Annotated in this window: 16 protein-coding genes; 7 read left to right on the top strand and 9 right to left on the bottom strand. The window is 67.6% G+C overall.

The window, feature by feature from the left end; all coding sequences use genetic code 11:
- Positions 1–192 precede the first annotated feature (192 nt).
- Positions 193–1,461 carry a TRAM domain-containing protein gene (locus FHR84_RS00575; RefSeq protein ID WP_179533451.1) on the bottom strand — a complete coding sequence of 423 codons (1,269 nt, stop codon included), beginning with the start codon at positions 1,459–1,461 and terminating at the stop codon, positions 193–195.
- Positions 1,458–3,464 carry an amino acid permease gene (locus FHR84_RS00570; RefSeq protein WP_179533450.1) on the bottom strand — a complete coding sequence of 669 codons (2,007 nt, stop codon included), beginning with the start codon at positions 3,462–3,464 and terminating at the stop codon, positions 1,458–1,460. Before FHR84_RS00570 ends, FHR84_RS00575 begins: the two co-directional genes overlap by 4 nt.
- A 386-nt stretch (positions 3,465–3,850) precedes the next feature.
- Here FHR84_RS00570 and FHR84_RS00565 point away from each other — a divergent pair, with 386 nt between their 5' ends.
- Positions 3,851–4,516: a potassium channel family protein gene (locus tag FHR84_RS00565; RefSeq protein ID WP_343075119.1), complete on the top strand. Its 666-nt coding sequence runs from the start codon at positions 3,851–3,853 to the stop codon at positions 4,514–4,516.
- Positions 4,516–5,187: a potassium channel family protein gene (locus FHR84_RS00560; protein WP_179533449.1), complete on the top strand. Its 672-nt coding sequence runs from the start codon at positions 4,516–4,518 to the stop codon at positions 5,185–5,187. The genes FHR84_RS00565 and FHR84_RS00560 overlap by 1 nt, the downstream gene beginning before the upstream one ends.
- Positions 5,188–5,243: 56 nt before the next feature.
- Here FHR84_RS00560 and FHR84_RS00555 read toward each other — a convergent pair whose 3' ends face one another.
- The 4 genes from FHR84_RS00555 to dut all read right to left on the bottom strand — a co-directional run bounded on the left by FHR84_RS00555 (position 5,244) and on the right by dut (position 7,746).
- Positions 5,244–5,903 (bottom strand): DUF3159 domain-containing protein, encoded by a 660-nt coding sequence (locus tag FHR84_RS00555; RefSeq protein ID WP_179533448.1) that lies wholly within the window; start codon positions 5,901–5,903, stop codon positions 5,244–5,246.
- A 155-nt stretch (positions 5,904–6,058) separates the two neighbouring features.
- Positions 6,059–6,436, bottom strand: a complete 378-nt coding sequence (locus tag FHR84_RS00550) for an OB-fold nucleic acid binding domain-containing protein (protein ID WP_179533447.1) — start codon at positions 6,434–6,436, stop codon at positions 6,059–6,061.
- A gap of 160 nt (positions 6,437–6,596) precedes the next feature.
- Entirely contained in the window at positions 6,597–7,235 is a 639-nt protein-coding gene (locus tag FHR84_RS00545) for a DUF3710 domain-containing protein (RefSeq protein WP_179533446.1), read from the bottom strand.
- A 4-nt stretch (positions 7,236–7,239) separates the two neighbouring features.
- On the bottom strand, positions 7,240–7,746 hold the full coding sequence (gene dut, locus FHR84_RS00540; RefSeq protein ID WP_179533445.1) for a dUTP diphosphatase: 507 nt from the start codon (positions 7,744–7,746) through the stop codon (positions 7,240–7,242).
- Positions 7,747–7,797: 51 nt separating this feature from the next.
- Here dut and FHR84_RS00535 point away from each other — a divergent pair, with 51 nt between their 5' ends.
- Positions 7,798–8,277, top strand: coding sequence for a DUF3093 family protein (locus tag FHR84_RS00535; RefSeq protein ID WP_179534347.1), 480 nt, complete (start codon positions 7,798–7,800; stop codon positions 8,275–8,277).
- Positions 8,278–8,397: 120 nt separating this feature from the next.
- Here the strand turns inward: FHR84_RS00535 and FHR84_RS00530 are convergent, their stop codons facing one another.
- On the bottom strand, positions 8,398–8,700 hold the full coding sequence (locus FHR84_RS00530) for a DUF4193 domain-containing protein (protein ID WP_142077683.1): 303 nt from the start codon (positions 8,698–8,700) through the stop codon (positions 8,398–8,400).
- 516 nt (positions 8,701–9,216) lie between these two features.
- Here FHR84_RS00530 and cei point away from each other — a divergent pair.
- Positions 9,217–9,930, top strand: a complete 714-nt coding sequence (gene cei / locus FHR84_RS00525; protein WP_179533444.1) for an envelope integrity protein Cei — start codon at positions 9,217–9,219, stop codon at positions 9,928–9,930.
- A gap of 193 nt (positions 9,931–10,123) precedes the next feature.
- Here the strand turns inward: cei and FHR84_RS00520 are convergent, their stop codons facing one another.
- Positions 10,124–10,954, bottom strand: coding sequence for an inositol monophosphatase family protein (locus FHR84_RS00520; protein ID WP_179533443.1), 831 nt, complete (start codon positions 10,952–10,954; stop codon positions 10,124–10,126).
- 63 nt (positions 10,955–11,017) lie between these two features.
- On the opposite strand from FHR84_RS00520, the gene ppgK reads away from it, so the two are divergent.
- The 3 genes from ppgK to FHR84_RS00505 all read left to right on the top strand — a co-directional run bounded on the left by ppgK (position 11,018) and on the right by FHR84_RS00505 (position 14,320).
- Positions 11,018–11,773: a polyphosphate--glucose phosphotransferase gene (gene ppgK / locus FHR84_RS00515; protein ID WP_179533442.1), complete on the top strand. Its 756-nt coding sequence runs from the start codon at positions 11,018–11,020 to the stop codon at positions 11,771–11,773.
- 335 nt (positions 11,774–12,108) lie between these two features.
- The gene (locus FHR84_RS00510) at positions 12,109–13,557 is read left to right on the top strand and encodes an RNA polymerase sigma factor (RefSeq protein WP_179533441.1); all 1,449 of its coding nucleotides are present in this window, start codon (positions 12,109–12,111) and stop codon (positions 13,555–13,557) included.
- A gap of 568 nt (positions 13,558–14,125) precedes the next feature.
- Entirely contained in the window at positions 14,126–14,320 is a 195-nt protein-coding gene (locus tag FHR84_RS00505; protein WP_179533440.1) for a DUF7455 domain-containing protein, read from the top strand.
- 240 nt (positions 14,321–14,560) lie between these two features.
- Here FHR84_RS00505 and FHR84_RS00500 read toward each other — a convergent pair whose 3' ends face one another.
- Entirely contained in the window at positions 14,561–16,318 is a 1,758-nt protein-coding gene (locus FHR84_RS00500; protein WP_343075117.1) for a DEAD/DEAH box helicase, read from the bottom strand.
- Positions 16,319–16,692 lie beyond the last annotated feature (374 nt).

Here is a 16,692-nt window from a genome sequence, read left to right as displayed (position 1 = left end):
CGAATCTCGGACCGGCCCGGAACGGCCGGTCCGCGTTGTGGGCAACCGACTGTGCGGATGCCCGGAAACACGTTTTCGGGCCCTCGTGCTTCCGCCGCGTGCCCTTCCGGTGTTTTGGGCTACCCCTCGCGACCGTGCCAGTCTACTGAGCCGTACACGAGTCCGGTCCAGACGGCTGCCCGGAGTGCTCGCTCATGAAGGGGGCTCAGCGACCTCCAGCAGGGCGACGCACTCCACGTGGTGTGTCATCGGGAACGCGTCGAAGGCCTCCAGCCGGACGAGCCGGTACCCGTCCCGTTGAAACAGGTCCAGGTCCCGCGCCAACGCCGCCGGGTCGCAGGCGACGTAGACCACCCGGCGCGGCCGGGAGCGCGCCACGGCGTCGACGACGTTCCGCCCAGCCCCCTTGCGGGGTGGATCGAGCACGACGACGTCCGGCGCGGGCATCGTCGGGTCCGTGACCACGTTCTCCACCTCGCCCTCGCGCAACCGCACCTGCGGCATGTCCGCGAGGTTGGCGGCGGCGTCCCGCACACTGGTCCGGGCCGACTCGACGAGCACCACGTCCCCCGAGTCCCCCACCCGGTTCCCCAGCACGGCGGCGAACAAACCGACCCCTCCGTACAGGTCCCAGGCACAGCCTCCCGGCGGCACCTCGACCATGCTGTCCACCACTTCGGCGAAGCGCTCCGCCGCCTGCCGGTGGACCTGCCAGAAACCGTGCGCCGCTACTGCCCACTCACGTCCGGCGGCGGTCTCGTGAGCGACTCCCGAGCCGCGCACCTTGCGGGTCTTCCCCGGTTTCGCACCTCCCCGGCGACGCGCTCCCCGTGCGGGCGCACCACCGGGGAGGTGCTCGGTCACGTGCAGTTCTCCGGAACCGTCCGCGGTCACCTCGATCTCCGCTCCCGGCGTCCAGGAACTGGAAGCGACCTCGTCCACGGCTCCCTCGACGGTGATCGGGCAGTCGTCCACCGGCACCACGCGATGGCTGCGGTGCGCGCGGAACCCGGCCCGCCCCGCTTCGTCCACGGCCAGCCGCACCCGAGTGCGCCAGCGCAGCGCCCCGCCGGGAAGCGGTTGCACCTCCACCGGGTGTTCGATCCCGGCCAGCCTCCACAGCTGTTCGGCGACCACGGAAGCCTTCAGCTCACGCTGGGTCACCGGATCGGCGTGCTGCCAGTCGCAGCCCCCGCAGCGGTTCGTCCCCAGTGACATGTCCGCCAGCGGGCACGGTGGTGTCACCCGCCCCTCGGCCGCCTCGACGACCCGCACGGCATCGGCTCGGCAGAACCCCCCACCGCGGTCCTCGGTCACCTCCGCTTCGACCGTTTCCCCCGGCAGCGCGTGCCGCACGAAAACGACTCTTCCCTCGTGGCGGGCGACGCAGTGCCCGCCGTGCGCGACCGGCCCGACCTCGAGCCGGAGCCGACGTCCGTTCCAGTCCGGTTTCTCGTTCACCGCTGGTCGTTTCCCTTCCCCTCTTGTCCGGCACCCCAGCGCACCGAACGACGCGGTGTCGGCGCGCGCAGATCGACCCTGTTCGAGGACTCGAGCTGCCAGGGAACGCTCGTGACCATCACCCCCGGCTCGAACAGCAGTCTGCTCTTGAGCCTCAGGGCACTCTGGTTGTGCAGCAGTTGTTCCCACCAGCGCCCCACCACGTACTCCGGAATGAACACCGTGACGACGTCGCGCGGACTACCCTTACGAATTCTTTTCACATACTCGACGACCGGGCGCGTGATCTCCCGGTACGGGGACTCGAGGACCTTCAGCGGAACGGATATGCCGCGCTCCTCCCATGCGGCCACGAGCTGCCTCGTCTCCGAATCGTCCACGTTGACGGTGATGGCCTCCAACTCGTCGGGACGAGTGGCCCGCGCATAAGCCAGCGCCCGCTTGCTCGGCAGGTGCAGCTGGGACACCAGCACGAGACCGTAGTTGCGCGCGGGAAGGACGGTCTGCCCCTCGGCACGTCGCAGCTCCTCCGCGACCCGCACGTAGTGCTTCCGAATCCCCACCATCAGCAGATAGCTGGCCACCATCGCCGCGAGAGCTATCCAGGCTCCGTGCACGAACTTCGTGACCAGCACTATGACCAGCACCGTAGCCGTCATGCCCAGCCCGACGGAATTGATCGCGCGCGCTCTGCCGATCTGCTTGCGCGCCTCCGGGTCGGTCGCACTGCGCAACTGGCGGTTCCAGTGCCGGATCATCCCGCTCTGGCTGAAGACGAACGAGACGAACACGCCGACGATGTAGAGCTGGATGAGCTTGGTCACCTCGGCCTCGAACACCAGCACCAGCACGATCGCGAACCCCGCGAGGAACAGGATGCCGTTGGAGAACGTCAGCCGGTCCCCCCTGGTGTGCAGCTGCCGGGGCAGGTACCGGTCCTGGGCGAGCACCGAGCCCAGCAGCGGAAAACCGTTGAAAGCCGTGTTGGCCGCCAGCACCAGGATCAGCCCGGTGAAGAAGATCAGGTAGTACACGGCAGGCTGGAACCCGCCGAACACCGCTCCGGCGAGCTGGGCGATCAGCGTCTTCTGCTCGTACCCGGCCGGGGCGCCGATCAACTGCTGCTCCGGGTCCTGCACGACCAGCACACCGGTGATCCTGGCCAACATCAGCAGCCCCATGAACATGGCGACCGCTGTCAGCCCCATCATCAGCAGCGTGGTGGCGGCGTTGCGCGACTTGGGCTTGCGGAAGGCAGGCACACCGTTGCTGATCGCCTCCACCCCGGTCAGCGCGGCGCTCCCCGAGGAAAAGGCGCGCAGCACCAGGAAGACGAAGCCCAACCCGGCCATCTGGGAGGGCTCCTGGGCCAGTTCGAATCCCGCGCTCTCCGCGCGCAGCTCGTCCCCGAGCACGTAGGTGCGGTACAGCCCCACACCGATCATGCCGAGGATCCCGAGGGCGAAGGCATAGGTCGGAACGGCGAACATCGTCCCCGACTCCCGCACCCCGCGCAGGTTCACCGCCGTCAGCACGACGATCGCGCCCACCGCGAACGCCGCCTTGTGGGTGGCCACGAACGGCACCAACGAACCTATGTTGGCGGCGGCCGATGATATGGACACCGCCACGGTGAGGACGTAGTCGACCATCAGCGCACTGGCCACCGCCACTCCCCACCTGGATCCGTGGTTGACGGCGGCCACCTCGTAGTCACCTCCGCCCGAGGCGTAGGCCCGCACGTTCTGGCGGTAGGAGGCCACCACGACCAGCATCACGGCGGCGACCACCAACCCGACCCACGGACTGATCGCGTAGGCCGACACCCCGGCCACGGACAGCGTGAGAAGGATCTCCTCCGGCGCGTAGGCGACGCTGGACATCGGATCCGACGCGAACACCGGTAGGGCGATGCGCTTGGGCAACAACGTGTGCGACAACCGATCGCTACGGAAGGGTCGCCCCACCAACAGACGCTTGGCCACGGTCGCGAGCTTGGGCACGACCCAGAGCGTAAGGGCCGGGGATCACCGGACTCGGTGACCCTCGGCCCTCGTCGCGTCCGCCGTGACGCCCGCGGGGGCACAGCTCGTCCGGAACTACCGCGGACGTTCGCCCACCGGAGCGGAGCGCACGGACTCGCCGCTTTCGGAGCCCTTCCGGGGGACAGACGTGAAAACCCCTGTGGACGAGCGGTTCCGTTCACCCGATACGGTGCAGCAGCCCGGATGCGGTGACCCGTTCGCGGGAATGAGTTCCGGCCGGCGAAGAAGCACGCGGCGAAGAACGAGGAATTCCGTCACCCGAGGAGTACTGTCATGGCCGTGGAACGGTTCGCCGAACCGCCCACGGTCGGTCCGGCAACCAGCCGAGAGCGAGGAAACCGGTCGTGCATGTTGTGATCCTGGGCTGCGGCCGAGTCGGAGCGTCCCTGGCCGCGGCACTGCAACGGCTAGGTCACACCGTGGCTGTGGTGGACAAGGACCCCGAGTCCTTCCACCGACTGAGCAAGGAGTTCCGCGGAAGGCACGTCACGGGCAACGGTTTCGACAAGGACGTGCTGGCCGAGGCGGGCATCGAACAGGCCGGGGCCTTCGCCGCCGTTTCCAACGGGGACAACTCCAACATAGTCTCCGCCCGGGTCGCACGCGAAACGTTCGGCGTGGAGCAAGTCGTCGCTCGTATCTACGACCCCAAGCGGGCCGAGGTCTACCAGCGCCTCGGGATCCCCACCGTGGCCACCGTTCCCTGGACGACGGACCGTTTCCTGCGCATGCTTCTCCCCGAGGGGGCGGCCACGGAGTGGCGGGACCCCTCCGGTTCGGTCGCCGTGCTGCGGCTCCCCCTGCACGAGGACTGGGTCGGCAAACGGGTCCGCGACCTGGAAGCAGCGATCGGCTGCCGAGTGGCGTTCGTGATGCGCTTCGGCAACGGGGTGCTCCCGCAGTCCAACACCGTCGTCCAGGCCGACGACACCGTCTACGCGGCCACCCTGTCCGGCACTGTCACCGAGGTCACGGCCACCGCGCAGCGCCCACCCGAGGAGAGCGAGTAATGCGTGTCGCGATCGCCGGCGCAGGCGCCGTCGGACAGTCCATAGCCAAGGAGCTGTTGGAGGGCGGGCATCAGGTGATGCTCCTCGAGCGCTCCACCCGGAACTACCACCCCAGATCCATACCCGATGCCCAGTGGGTGCACGCCGATGCCTGCGAGCTGTCCTCCCTCGAAGAGGCGGGCATCGAAACCTGCGACGTCGTGATCGCCGCCACGGGCGACGACAAGGTGAACCTCGTGGTCTCCCTACTGACCAAGACCGAGTTCGCGGTACGACGCGTCGCGGCCCGCGTGAACGACCCCCAGAACGAGTGGTTGTTCACCGAGGCCTGGGGAGTGGACGTGGCTGTTTCCACCCCGCGGATGCTCGCCGCCATGGTGGAGGAAGCGGTCAGCGTCGGAGACGTCGTCCGGCTCATGACCCTGCGCCAGGGGCAGGCCAACCTCGTGGAGATGACCCTGCCCGAGGGCACGCCGTTGGCGGGTCACCGAGTCAGGGACCTGAGCCTCCCCCGGGACGCCGCGCTCGTGGCGATACTCCGGCGCGGGCGGGTGATCGTCCCCCAGTCCGACGACCCGCTGGAAGTGGGCGACGAAATGCTGTTCATCGCCCCGGAAGAACTCGAACACCGCATCAGCGAACTGGTCCACGACCCGCCGGGGCTCGACTGAGGGACGGAAAGGCCGGTCGTTCGGTCCCGAGCGGGCCACGGACCGACAGCGGGGTCTCAACCGGTAGCGGGCCGCCCGGAAGTGGGATGCTCCTCCCCTCGCGGCGGCCCGGAGTCGGTCGCTGCCGTCGCCGTCTGCAGTTCGGCGATCTTGTTGGCCCGTCGGATCGCCCAGACGGTGATCAACAGAGCCAGCGCGGTGAGCGGATAGCTCATCGCGATCCGCGCGAAGGCCAGCCAACCCGTCTCGTCCGCCGCGTAGAGCCACTGCTGCACCACGAACTTGGCGATGAAGACCACGGTCCAGGACAGCGTGGCCAGGTCGTACCCGAGCAACGCCCTGCGCTGGTGGCGCCAGGAGAAACCGCTGCCGTTGAGCACCGACCAGGCGACACCGACCAACGGCCACCGCACGACTGTCGAGATCAGGAAGACTCCGCCGTAGATCAGGCTGGTCCAGATACCGAGCAGGAAAAACCCCTTGGCGTCCCCGGTCCGGTAGGCGATGAAGGAACAGACCACGACACCGAGCACACCCGATATCGCGGGTTGCAGGGGTTCCTTGCGGATGATGCGTGCCACGGCTATCAGCAGGGAGACCGAGATGGCGATCCAGATGGCCGGAACCATTCCGACCAGCGAGTTCGCCACCACGAACACGACGATGGGCACCGCGGAATAGGCGAGTCCGCTGACGCCGCCCATCTGTTGCAGCAACGTCTGCTCGGTCCCGCCGGACCCTGCCGCGGGACGTAACCCGAACGGCGCCTTGGCTTCCCTCGACGAGTCGGAGCCGGCAGGATCGGCTGACGCCGCGTCAGTAGACCCCCCGACAGGTGTTTGTCCTTCGGGGGGCGATGAACTGGATTCGGTCATGCGGTGTTCTGCAACTCGTAGTAGGGGTTGTAAAGAACCTTGTGTCCGTCACGATCGGCAATTCGGCCCCGCGCCTTGATGGTTCGGCCGGGATCTATTCCGGTGATCTTCCGCCTGCCGAGCCAAACCAACGTCACACCCTCGGTGCCGTCGTACAGCTCCGCTTCCAGAGTCGGAACCGAGGCCTTCGGGACCATGCCGACACAGCGGAGTCGGCCGAGCACCTCCGCCTGCTCGCCGCACTTGCAGTCACACGCGCGCCGCGCCCCGCTCGCCTGTGACATCTCGGAGAGGTCATCGGCGTCGAGCTCGGCGACGTCGCTGGTGAGACGGCGGACGAGACGACGTAGGTAGCCGCCTCCGGTATTGCTCATCTCGCGCTCCCGTGCGCAGTGGGCCTCGCGACCCGTGCAGGTTACACCCGTGCGATTACAGCCTAGCCGTGTCCGATTCCCGCGTCTCCGGGCCGACGGAAAACGACCACGTTCTCCTGTCGGAAGGCCGGCACGGGGCCACCCAACGGGATAACGCGCATCAGGCCTGCGCCTGTTCCTGCTGTTGTTGAATGTGCGCGGCGATCTCCTGGGGCAGTTCGATCGGCAGCGGAGTGCGCACCGGCATCGGCTCCGAGCCACGGTCCACCACGGTTTCGTCGATCACCGCGTAGAGCAGCTTCGTGCAGGCGTCGAGATCGGCGGCTGGACTCGCCGCCACACCGCGCAGCAACCAGCGCGGCCCGTCCACGCCCACGAAACGCAACGAGGTCTTCGCGGTCTCGGCGACCAGTTCGGTGTCCCAGCCCCCGTCCTCGAAACGCACGGTCGCCCCGTCGGAACGCAGCTGCTCCACCAGTTCCTGGCGGACCTCCTGCCAAAGATCACCTGTTCGTGGGGCTGCGAAAGCGCTCACGGTCAGCCTTCCCGAGGGCGTGAGCAAGTGGACCGCCCGCACCGGCCCCTCCGGGTCGATCTCCACCTGCAGCTGACTGTTCTCCGGAACGGGCAACCGCACGGACCCGAGGTCCAGCCGCTCGATCTCGTCGTCCGGGGCTTCCTGGCTGTCGTACGGGCCGCCCTCGACGTCGGACTCATCCTGCCCACGGTGTTCGTCGCCGAATCCGGAATCGTCGTCCACCCGGTCGTTCCGCCCGCCGCGACGGCGCCATCCGAACATCCCCTCAGACCTCCGTACTACCGGTCGTGTTGCCCACGGTCCCGGCGTCGATCGAATCCATCAACGCCCCGTGGCCTCCGGTCGAACCATATCCGCCGGTGCCACGCACGGACTCTGGCAGTTGGGCGACTTCTTCGAAAGCGGCCTGCTCGACACGCTGTATCACCAACTGGGCTATTCGGTCCCCACGCAGCAGATTCAACCTCTGCTCCGGATCGTGATTGATCAGACACACCTTGATCTCCCCACGATAGCCCGCGTCGATCGTTCCCGGCGCGTTCACCACGCCGAGTCCCGATCTGGCCGCCAGCCCGGAACGCGGGTGCACGAACCCCGCGTAGCCCGCGGGCAGAGCTATCGCCACCCCGGTACCGACCACGGCACGTTCCCCGGGGCGCAGTTCGAGGTCCTCGGTCGTGACGAGGTCGGCCCCCGCGTCCCCCGTTCGCGCGTAGGACGGTATCGGCACTTCGGAATCGGTACGAGTCAGCAGGACCTTCACGCTTGGCACGAGGGACAAGACTACCCTGGGGACGTGTCGGAAAGTTCAGAAGCGGGGCCCGTGGACGGCTCGCCGTCCGAGACGTCGAAGAGGCGCGGACACTTCCGCTACCGGGAACGGGTGCACGCCTCGTGGTGGAGCTGGCCCCTGCCCCTCGTCGCGGCGACCCTGCTCGCGGCCGAAGTGCACATGGGCCATCCGGGTCTTCGCGCCTGGCTTCCCTACGTGGTGCTGATCCCGCTCTCGCTCGCGCTGCCCGTACTGCTGAGCAGGCTGCGCATACTCGTCACCGACGAGGAGCTCGTGGTCGGCGACGCACGGCTGCCGCTGCGCTTCGTGTCCGAGGTCGAGGTGATCCCGCGCGAGCGCAAGCGACGTGCCCTCGGTCCCGAGCTCGACCCGGCAGCTTTTCTGGTCCACCGCCCGTGGGCGCCGACAGCCGTACGGATCTGGCTGGAGGACCCCGAGGATCCGACACCCTACTGGGTGATCAGCACCCGCCACCCCGAACGACTGGCCGCCGAGCTGAACACGGAGTGAGCCCGGAGGTCCCGCGCCCCCGGATCCCCGTTCCCGAAGATCGTCCCGAGAACAGCGGACTGGACATGCGCATGCTCCCGCTCATATCCAGTCCGCTTCAAACCTCCGTGAACAGGCGGCTCAGGCCGCGCAATCGCGGCACACGTACTTTCCGTTGCGCTCCTCGGCCAACCGGTTGCGGTGGTGCACCAGGAAGCAGCTGGAGCAAGTGAACTCGTCGGCCTGCTTCGGCAGCACCTTGACCGTCATCTCCTCGCCGGAGAGGTCGGCTCCCGGCAACTCGAAATTGTCGGCCATCTCGCCTTCGTCGGTGTCCACGGACCCGGACTGCGCGTCGTTGCGCTTGGCCTTGAGCTCTTCCAGCGAATCCTCCGGCAGGTCTTCGCTCTCGTTACGGCGCGGAGCGTCGTAGTCGGTCGCCATTTCCTTTCACCCCTGCATTGTGGAGACTTGCAATGGTGTGCCGCTGGTCAACGATCCAGGGCCCCGTTTTGTGCCCGCACACTCGAGTGGCGGAGGTCTCGTCTTACCTGCGCTCCAAGTTCCCCCGAAACGAGCGACTACCTCCGTTGACACAGCGTGGAGCGCCGGAAGGGTAGCTCATGACGCCGCGGAACACGTACCGGGTCACCCACAGGTGTGGTTTGTACTGCACTCGCCGGGCCGAGCGCCGGGTGATCTCGCTTACAACGTGGCATCCTCGGGACATTCGTGACTCCGATGCCCGAAGGGCACCATCGTGGGGGCGTGATCGCACGTTCGGACGAGCCCGGCGGCGAACCGGGGTATTCCGCACAACAACTTCGACACGACCACCCGCACGATGCCGCACCGAAACGGGACAGCACTTAAGCTGACCGACAGAGGACGGTTCGGCGAAGATCCGGACCGGCGAACTCACCGGCAAGGCGAAGGCTCGACCAGGGAGGTTGGCAGAACGTGTCCACCGCGAGCACAGGACAAGGGCCGCGGGGTCCGCGGTACCGGCGCCGCCGCCCGTTGCCCGCACTGATTCTGCTCGCGGTGCTCGTCGTGCTGTCCGGGTTCGTCTGGACGAGAGTGTTCGAGTCGACCGAATCGGTCGAGATGGCGACCCGGTGCAACGTGCCCGGCGCCGAGCCGGGGACCTCGGAGGCACGTCCGGGCAAGCCGCCGACCGAGACGGCCGCCGGGACGATGTTGTCCAGGAGCGCCCTGAACGAGACCACTCCGGTACCCCCGCAGGACGTCTCGGTGCGGGTGCTCAACGCCAACGGCGAGGTGAACCAGGCCAGCCTGGTCAGCGAGGAGCTGACCAACCTCGGTTTCGGGCAGGGCGGCTCCCCCTCGAACGACCCCGTTTACACCGAGATGAACCTGAAGTGCCACGCCCAGATCCGCTACGGGGAGGCCGGTGCGGGAGCCGCGCGCACCCTGAGCCTGATCGCACCGTGCGCCCAGCTGGTCAGGGACCAGCGTTCCGACGCCAGGGTCGACCTCGCCCTCGGCTCCGACTTCGACGGGGTCAAGGCCACCCAGCAGGGGCACCGGGCACTGCAGCAGCTGAAGAACTGGGCCAAGCAGAACAGGGGGCAGACCGGGGACCAACCGCAGGCCTCCGACCCCGGGCTCGACCCGAAACTGCTCAGCGCCGCTCGCGACGTGCACTGCTGAACACCGGAGGCCCCGCACCGGAGGCCCCGCACCGGAGCGGTTCGTTCGGCGCACGGGCCCCGACCGGGGATCCGCCGGACGACCACCCGGGCGAACCGGACCGGCAGGATCCTTCCGGAGGAAGCGACGCACCCGCTCCCCTCCACCCGCGCAGCCGGCACCGCCGAGCGAACCGAGCCGCCGACCCTCCGAGTCAGATCGTTCCCGCTCTCCTCTCCAGGAGGGCGCGGGTGAGCGCGTCGGCTATCCCCGGGGTCACGCACAGGACGGCCTCGTCGCCGAGGCCGTCCGTGGACCCTCCCGCAGGCAGCCGCGTGCGGGCTCCGGCCTCGGCCGCGATCAGGCTCCCCGCCGCCCAGTCCCAGCGGGACAGTCCGTGCTCGTAGTAGCCGTCCGTCCAGCCCGCCGCGACCGCGCAGAGGTCGAGCGAGGCGGCACCACCGCGCCGAATGTCACGAATCTCACTCAGCAGTTCGGCCAGCACCGCGGCCTGCCTGCCGCGCCGCTCCGGCAGGTAGTTGAAGCCGGTCCCGATCAGCGAGAGATCGAGCCTTCGCGCGGCCGACACCTCGAGAGGGCGGCCGTCCAGATCGGCCCCGTGCCCACTGGCGGCACTCCAGGCCCGCCCCGAGCGGGGTTCCACCACCGCTCCGGCCAGGGAGGCACCGTTGAGCTGAACAGCGATGGAGACCGCGTAGTTCGGATGGCCGTAGAGATAGTTCACGGTCCCGTCGATCGGGTCGACCACCCAGCGCAGTCCTTCCTGGTCGATGGCACCGCCCCCTTCCTCACCGAGGACCGGGTCCTCGGGACGCAGTTCGGCGAGCCGGTCGCGGATCAGCCGTTCGACGGCGCGGTCCGCAGCGGTCACCACGTCGGTCTCGGTACTCTTCGTGTCGACGGCACCCTCGGTGACCACTTCGTTTCGCATCGTCTCCGCGAGCTCCGCGGCCTCTTTCGCGACCTGCACGGAGATGCCGCGTAAACGCTGGGCGTCATACTCGTGTGTCAAACCCACGTTCACATCGCAACACGGCGCGGTTAAGGTCTGCACACCTCGTCCTGAATCGAATAGGAAGGATCAGGCATGGGCACTGCCCGTGGTTTCGGCGTGGACGTCGGCGGTTCCGGCATCAAGGGGTGCCCCGTCGACGTCGAAGGCGGAGTTCTGGCCGACGATCGACTGCGCATCTCCACCCCACAGCCGTCCACCCCCGAATCGGTGGCCGACGCGGTGGCCGAGATCGTCGGCAAGTTCGGCTGGGAAGGACCGGTCGGCATCACTCTGCCGTGCGTGATCAAGAGCGGCACCGCCATGACGGCGGCCAATATCGATGAGGACTGGATCGATACAGACGCGCAAGGACTGTTCGCCAAGCGGCTCGGTCGAGCACGCGAGCAGATCGTAATGCTCAACGATGCCGACGCGGCAGGGATAGCCGAGATGCGTTTCGGAGCAGGCGCGGACCGGAGCGGGCTCGTGGTGGTGCTCACCTTCGGCACCGGCATCGGGAGTTCCACGTTCCTGAACGGGCGGCTCGTCCCCAACACCGAGTTCGGGCACATCGAGGTGGCCGGCCGGGACGCCGAGGAGGAGGCCGCCGCTTCCGTGAAGGACAACCTCGAGCTCAGCTACGAGGAGTGGGCCCCACGGGTGAGCAGGTACATCCAGACACTGGAGAAGTTCCTGTGGCCGGACCTGATCATCGCGGGCGGCGGCGTGAGCAAGAAGGCGCACAAGTGGCTCCCCCTGCTGCAAACCCGTACTCCGATCGTGGCAGCCGACCTGAAGAACGACGCGGGTATAGTCGGAGCCGCGTCAGCCGCTGCGCAAAACGCGTAGTATCGGCTGCGACGAGAAACAGGCGCCGCATCGTTCGAATCACGATGTTGAGCCCGCCCCGTTCGGGTGGCAACAGCGGTTCGAGGGCTGCGGCGTGAGGTCGGATGAGGGCGGATTCGAACGGCCGGAGCATCACGAATACGTGACATCGTGCTCTGATCAGCCTTGCAGCGGAACCGCACTCACCTGACGCAGTTACAATGGAACACGTCCCACCGAATTCACGGCCTTCCGGCACGCCTCGTAGGGCTCGAACGGTGGGTTGTCCCCGACCCCTGGCGGCCGAGGTTTCGCGCCCCCGGCCAGCCCTGGCAGACCGTCGCGAAAGGGCGTACGTGGCAGCCGCAGAAACCGCAACCCGACGCTCCGGCTCCGCTGCAGCATCAGGCGGGGTCCGGTCCGAGCCCAGTGAGACGAACACCGCTTCGACGACCGAGGCGGTTTCCGGGTCCGAAACCGACGAGCCGAAAAAATCCTCGTCCTCCGGAAAGAAGACGTCCAAGGGCTCCACCGCGACCAAGTCGAGCGGAACCAAGTCGAGCGGAACCAAGTCGACCAGCCGCAAGAGCACTTCCAAGTCGACGGCCAAGAAGGGCACGAAGTCGACCTCGGACAAAAGTGCCTCCGATTCGAGCGCCGACTCGACTTCCGACCAGGCCAATGCCGACAACATGGGCATTGACGAACCGATCGAGACGGACCTCACCTCGGCGAACATCGGCGACCTCGACGACATCGAGGTGGACATCCCCGAAGAGCCGGAGGTCGTCGAGGACGAGGAAGGCAAGACCGACCCCGACTTCGTCTGGGACGAGGAGGAGTCCGAGGCGCTCAAGCAGGCGCGCAAGGACGCCGAGCTGACGGCTTCGGCGGACTCGGTCCGTGCCTACCTGAAGCAGATCGGCAAGGTCGCTCTGCTCAACGCCGAGGAAGAGGTAGAGCTGGCCAAGCGCATCGAGGCCGGCCTCTACGCGGCGGAACGGCTACGGCAGGCCGAAGAAGCAGGCGAGATGCCCCCGCTTCAGCTCCGCAGGGACCTTCGCTGGATCGTGCGAGACGGTGAACGCGCGAAGAGCCACCTGCTTGAGGCCAACCTCCGGTTGGTGGTCAGCCTCGCCAAGCGCTACACCGGACGCGGTATGGCCTTCCTCGATCTCATCCAGGAGGGCAACCTCGGCCTGATCCGCGCGGTGGAGAAGTTCGACTACACCAAGGGCTACAAGTTCTCCACCTACGCCACCTGGTGGATCCGCCAGGCCATCACCCGCGCCATGGCCGACCAGGCCCGCACCATCCGGATCCCGGTCCACATGGTGGAGGTGATCAACAAGCTCGGCCGGATCCAGCGTGAGCTCCTGCAGGATCTGGGACGGGAGCCGACTCCGGAGGAGTTGGCCAAGGAGATGGACATTTCCCCGGAGAAGGTGCTGGAGATCCAGCAGTACGCCAGGGAGCCCATCTCGCTCGACCAGACCATCGGCGACGAGGGCGACAGCCAGCTCGGGGACTTCATCGAGGACTCCGAGGCCGTGGTCGCGGTCGACGCCGTCTCGTTCACTCTCCTGCAGGACCAGTTGCAGTCGGTGTTGCAGACCCTGTCGGAACGCGAGGCCGGCGTCGTCCGGTTGCGCTTCGGACTCACCGACGGACAGCCTCGGACGCTGGACGAGATCGGACAGGTCTACGGCGTCACGCGGGAGCGTATTCGACAGATCGAGTCCAAGACCATGTCGAAGCTGCGGCACCCCTCGCGTTCGCAGGTGTTGCGCGACTACTTGGACTGACGGACCGGCCGGCAGCCTCTCGGGCTGCCGTGCCACGCCCCGCACTCCCGGATCCCCAGCCCGGTCGAGTGCGGGGCGCTTTCATGCGGTTCCCCTGTGTTCGCCGGAGGCGGCTCGCTCCACGGGGGCGTCGCTCCGGAGCCAGGAAACCACTCGATTGTGTGTGACACACATCACTGATTCGGCGTTTTCATCCCTTCATGAGTGGTCGGGAACTGTTCGCCCACAGCGGAACACCTCCGCCGAAAACCGGGCGAAAATATGCCGAAAAACACGTTTTCCCCCTTGACCCCGCAGTCAACCGGAGTGGAACACAGGAAAAACGAACGCTTTTTTAGCAGGTCACAGCTTCAAAACCGGAAATGGTCACGCTGTGCTCCCGATCACTGCGCCATCCGGGCATTTCCCAGTGACTCAAGTCGCTGATCGAACCTGGAACAGTGACGCGGCTCCAAGTGTCTGTAAGAGTGGAACTTGCGACACCGGCCCCGTCGCCAGCGGGCTACCGGTGGTTGCAGCAGGATCGAGGCGTCGGGTACCCCCGACGCCGGGACGGAGGGAGATTCCGATGCCTGACACACTCACCCGCCCCGAGTTGACCGCCGCCGACCGCTGTGACCGCTGCGGGGCCGCCGCAAAGCTCAGGGCAGTTCTCCAGTCCGGCGGAGAGCTGCTGTTCTGCGGACATCACGGCCGCGAATTCAAGGCCGGTCTCAGTGACATCGAGGCGGATCTGCAGGAGGACGAACAGATCGACCTCTGAGACCTCGTCGGGGTTTCCGTTCGGGTTGTCGCCGGTGGTCCGCTGAGCGGAACCTCCCGCGGCGGCGGGAGCACCGCTCCGGTCGGCAACACGACGGGAAGGCCTCGGTCAGGGCTCTGAAGATCCGAAAACGGAAGCGAGCCGAAGTGCCCGGTCGGAAAAGGTTCCGGCCGGGCACTTCGTCTTTCCCGCCCCGGTCGCGCACACGGCCGCCCCGGGGCCGAGGTCGGCCACAGCCGATCACCAGGACCGGAGCGTGGCGATGCGCTCCTCCAGCTGTTCGATGGTCGCCGAGGCCGTGGGCGGCCCCCCGCAGGTGCGACGCAGCGCGCCGTGGATCACTCCGTACGGCTTGCCCGTACGTTGGTGGTACAGCGCGACCAGACTGTTGAGTTCCTTGCGCAGTGCCTTGAGACGCTCCTGAACGCTCTGTGGGCGCTGTTTGCCCCCCTCTTCGGCCAGCCCCTCCGACTGGGCCGATTTCGCGGACTCCGCGGCTTTGTGCTGCTGTTCGCGCTTGTCCACTTCCTGCAACTGCTGCTGCTGGCGCTGTTGCAACAACGCACGCACCTGATCGGGCTCCAACAGCCCCGGCAGCCCCAGGTAGTCCTGCTCCTCCTCGGTGGTCGAGAAGGCCGCGGTACCGAACGAGGAACCGTCGTAGATGACCTGGTCGAGCTCGGCCTCCGCGCCAAGCGCCGTGTAGGGCTGCTCCTCTTCGCCCGGCTCGTCCCGCTGTCGGTTGGCCTCGGCCAGTTCCTGGTCGTCCCAGCCTTCCTTCTCGCGCTGCGGTTTGCCGAGCACGTGGTCCCGGTCGGCCTCCAGCTGGCTGGCCAGGTCCAGCAGCACCGGCACGCTCGGCAGGAAGATGCTCGCCGTTTCGCCCGCCTTCCGCGCACGCACGAACCTGCCGATCACCTGGGCGAAGAACAGCGGGGTCGAAGCACTGGTCGCGTAGACCCCTACCGCCAGCCTGGGGACGTCGACCCCTTCGCTTACCATGCGCACCGCGACCATCCAGCGGTCGTCGGACTCGGCGAACTCCGCGATCCGTTCCGAAGCCTGCGGATCGTCCGAGACGACGACCGCCGGTTCCGTTCCGCTGATCCGTTGCAGGGTCTTGGCGTAGGCGCGGGCGCTCTTCTGGTCCGAGGCGATCACCAGGCCACCCGCGTCGGGCATTCCACCGCGGCGCAACTGCGTGAGCCTGGTGTCGGCCGCGTGCAGCACCGAGGGGATCCACTCCCCACCCGGGTCCAGCGCGGTGCGCCAGGCCCGGGCCGTCTGCTCGGCGGTCAGTGGCTCACCCAGCCGCGCCGAGAACTCGTCACCCGCGCTGGTCCGCCAGCGCGCTTCCCCGGAGTAGGCGAGAAAGATGACCGGCCGGACCACCCCGTCCCGCAGCGCGTCGGCGTAGCCGTAGGAGTGATCGGCCTTGCTGCGCTGCGCCCCGTCCGAATCGGGCTCGTAGTTGACGAAGGGGATCGGGTTGTCGTCCGAGCGGAAGGGCGTGCCGGTGAGCGTGAGTCTGCGGACGGCGGGGGTGAAGGCCTCCCGCACGGCGTCGCCCCACGACTTGGCGTCCCCGGCGTGGTGGACCTCGTCCAGGATCACCAGCGTCTTGCGTCGCTCGGTGCGCAGCCTGTGCAGGTTCGGGTGAGCGGCGACCTGCGCGTAGGTGAGCACCACACCCCGGTAGTCGCCGGACGTGGTGCGGTCGGAGTTGCTGAACTCCGAGTCGAGCGGGATCCCCGCCCCTCCCGAGGCCAGGGACCACTGGTGTTTGAGGTGCTCCGTCGGAGTGACCACGGTCACGGCATCCACCGTGCGGTCACTCAGCAGCTCGGCCGCCACGCGCAGGCCGAAAGTGGTCTTGCCCGCGCCCGGGGTCGCGACGGCCATGAAGTCCCGGGGTTTACTGGCCAGGTACCGCGTCAGCGCCCTGCGCTGCCAATCACGCAGCGGCTTGTCGTTCGCCTGCGACGGATCACTGAGCACTGAGCGAACGGATTGGTCAACCTGCGTCTCGGACACGCCCGTCTGCCGCTCCCTTCCAATCAACGCCGTTCGACAAGCCTGTGAAGGTGCTCTCGGCCGCCGTCCCGCGGAACAACGTCGCTTTCGTCCCGCGACCCGCGGGACGGTACGCGGCGCCGCGAGATTTCCACGCCGCCCCCGGCCCGCGTCATCACGACACGGCACTTCACCGAAGCGGGTGCCGCCCGGGAGCCGAGCCGCGCACGGATCACTGCGCGAACCACGCTGCGCGGACCGGACACCGACGAACGGGCCACGGCCCGGACCACGGAGGACTCCCCGCGCCGACCCGTCCGGCACTGCACGCCCGGAAGCCCTCTTCCGAACCGTGCGAT

This window comes from Actinopolyspora biskrensis (assembly GCF_013408175.1).
Lineage (GTDB): Bacteria > Actinomycetota > Actinomycetes > Mycobacteriales > Pseudonocardiaceae > Actinopolyspora > Actinopolyspora biskrensis.
The sequence above is the reverse complement of the archived record's forward strand: the minus strand, read 5'-3'. Positions and strand labels throughout refer to the sequence as shown.

What these genes read in the sequence shown, in the direction of transcription:
- FHR84_RS00560 (WP_179533449.1), top strand. Translation starts at nt 4,516, where the DNA reads ATGCGTGTCGCGATCGCCGGCGCAGGCGCCGTCGGACAGTCCATAGCC.
- FHR84_RS00550 (WP_179533447.1), bottom strand. Translation starts at nt 6,436, where the DNA reads ATGAGCAATACCGGAGGCGGCTACCTACGTCGTCTCGTCCGCCGTCTC.
- FHR84_RS00545 (WP_179533446.1), bottom strand. Translation starts at nt 7,235, where the DNA reads ATGTTCGGATGGCGCCGTCGCGGCGGGCGGAACGACCGGGTGGACGAC.
- FHR84_RS00530 (WP_142077683.1), bottom strand. Translation starts at nt 8,700, where the DNA reads ATGGCGACCGACTACGACGCTCCGCGCCGTAACGAGAGCGAAGACCTG.
- ppgK (WP_179533442.1), top strand. Translation starts at nt 11,018, where the DNA reads ATGGGCACTGCCCGTGGTTTCGGCGTGGACGTCGGCGGTTCCGGCATC.
- FHR84_RS00505 (WP_179533440.1), top strand. Translation starts at nt 14,126, where the DNA reads ATGCCTGACACACTCACCCGCCCCGAGTTGACCGCCGCCGACCGCTGT.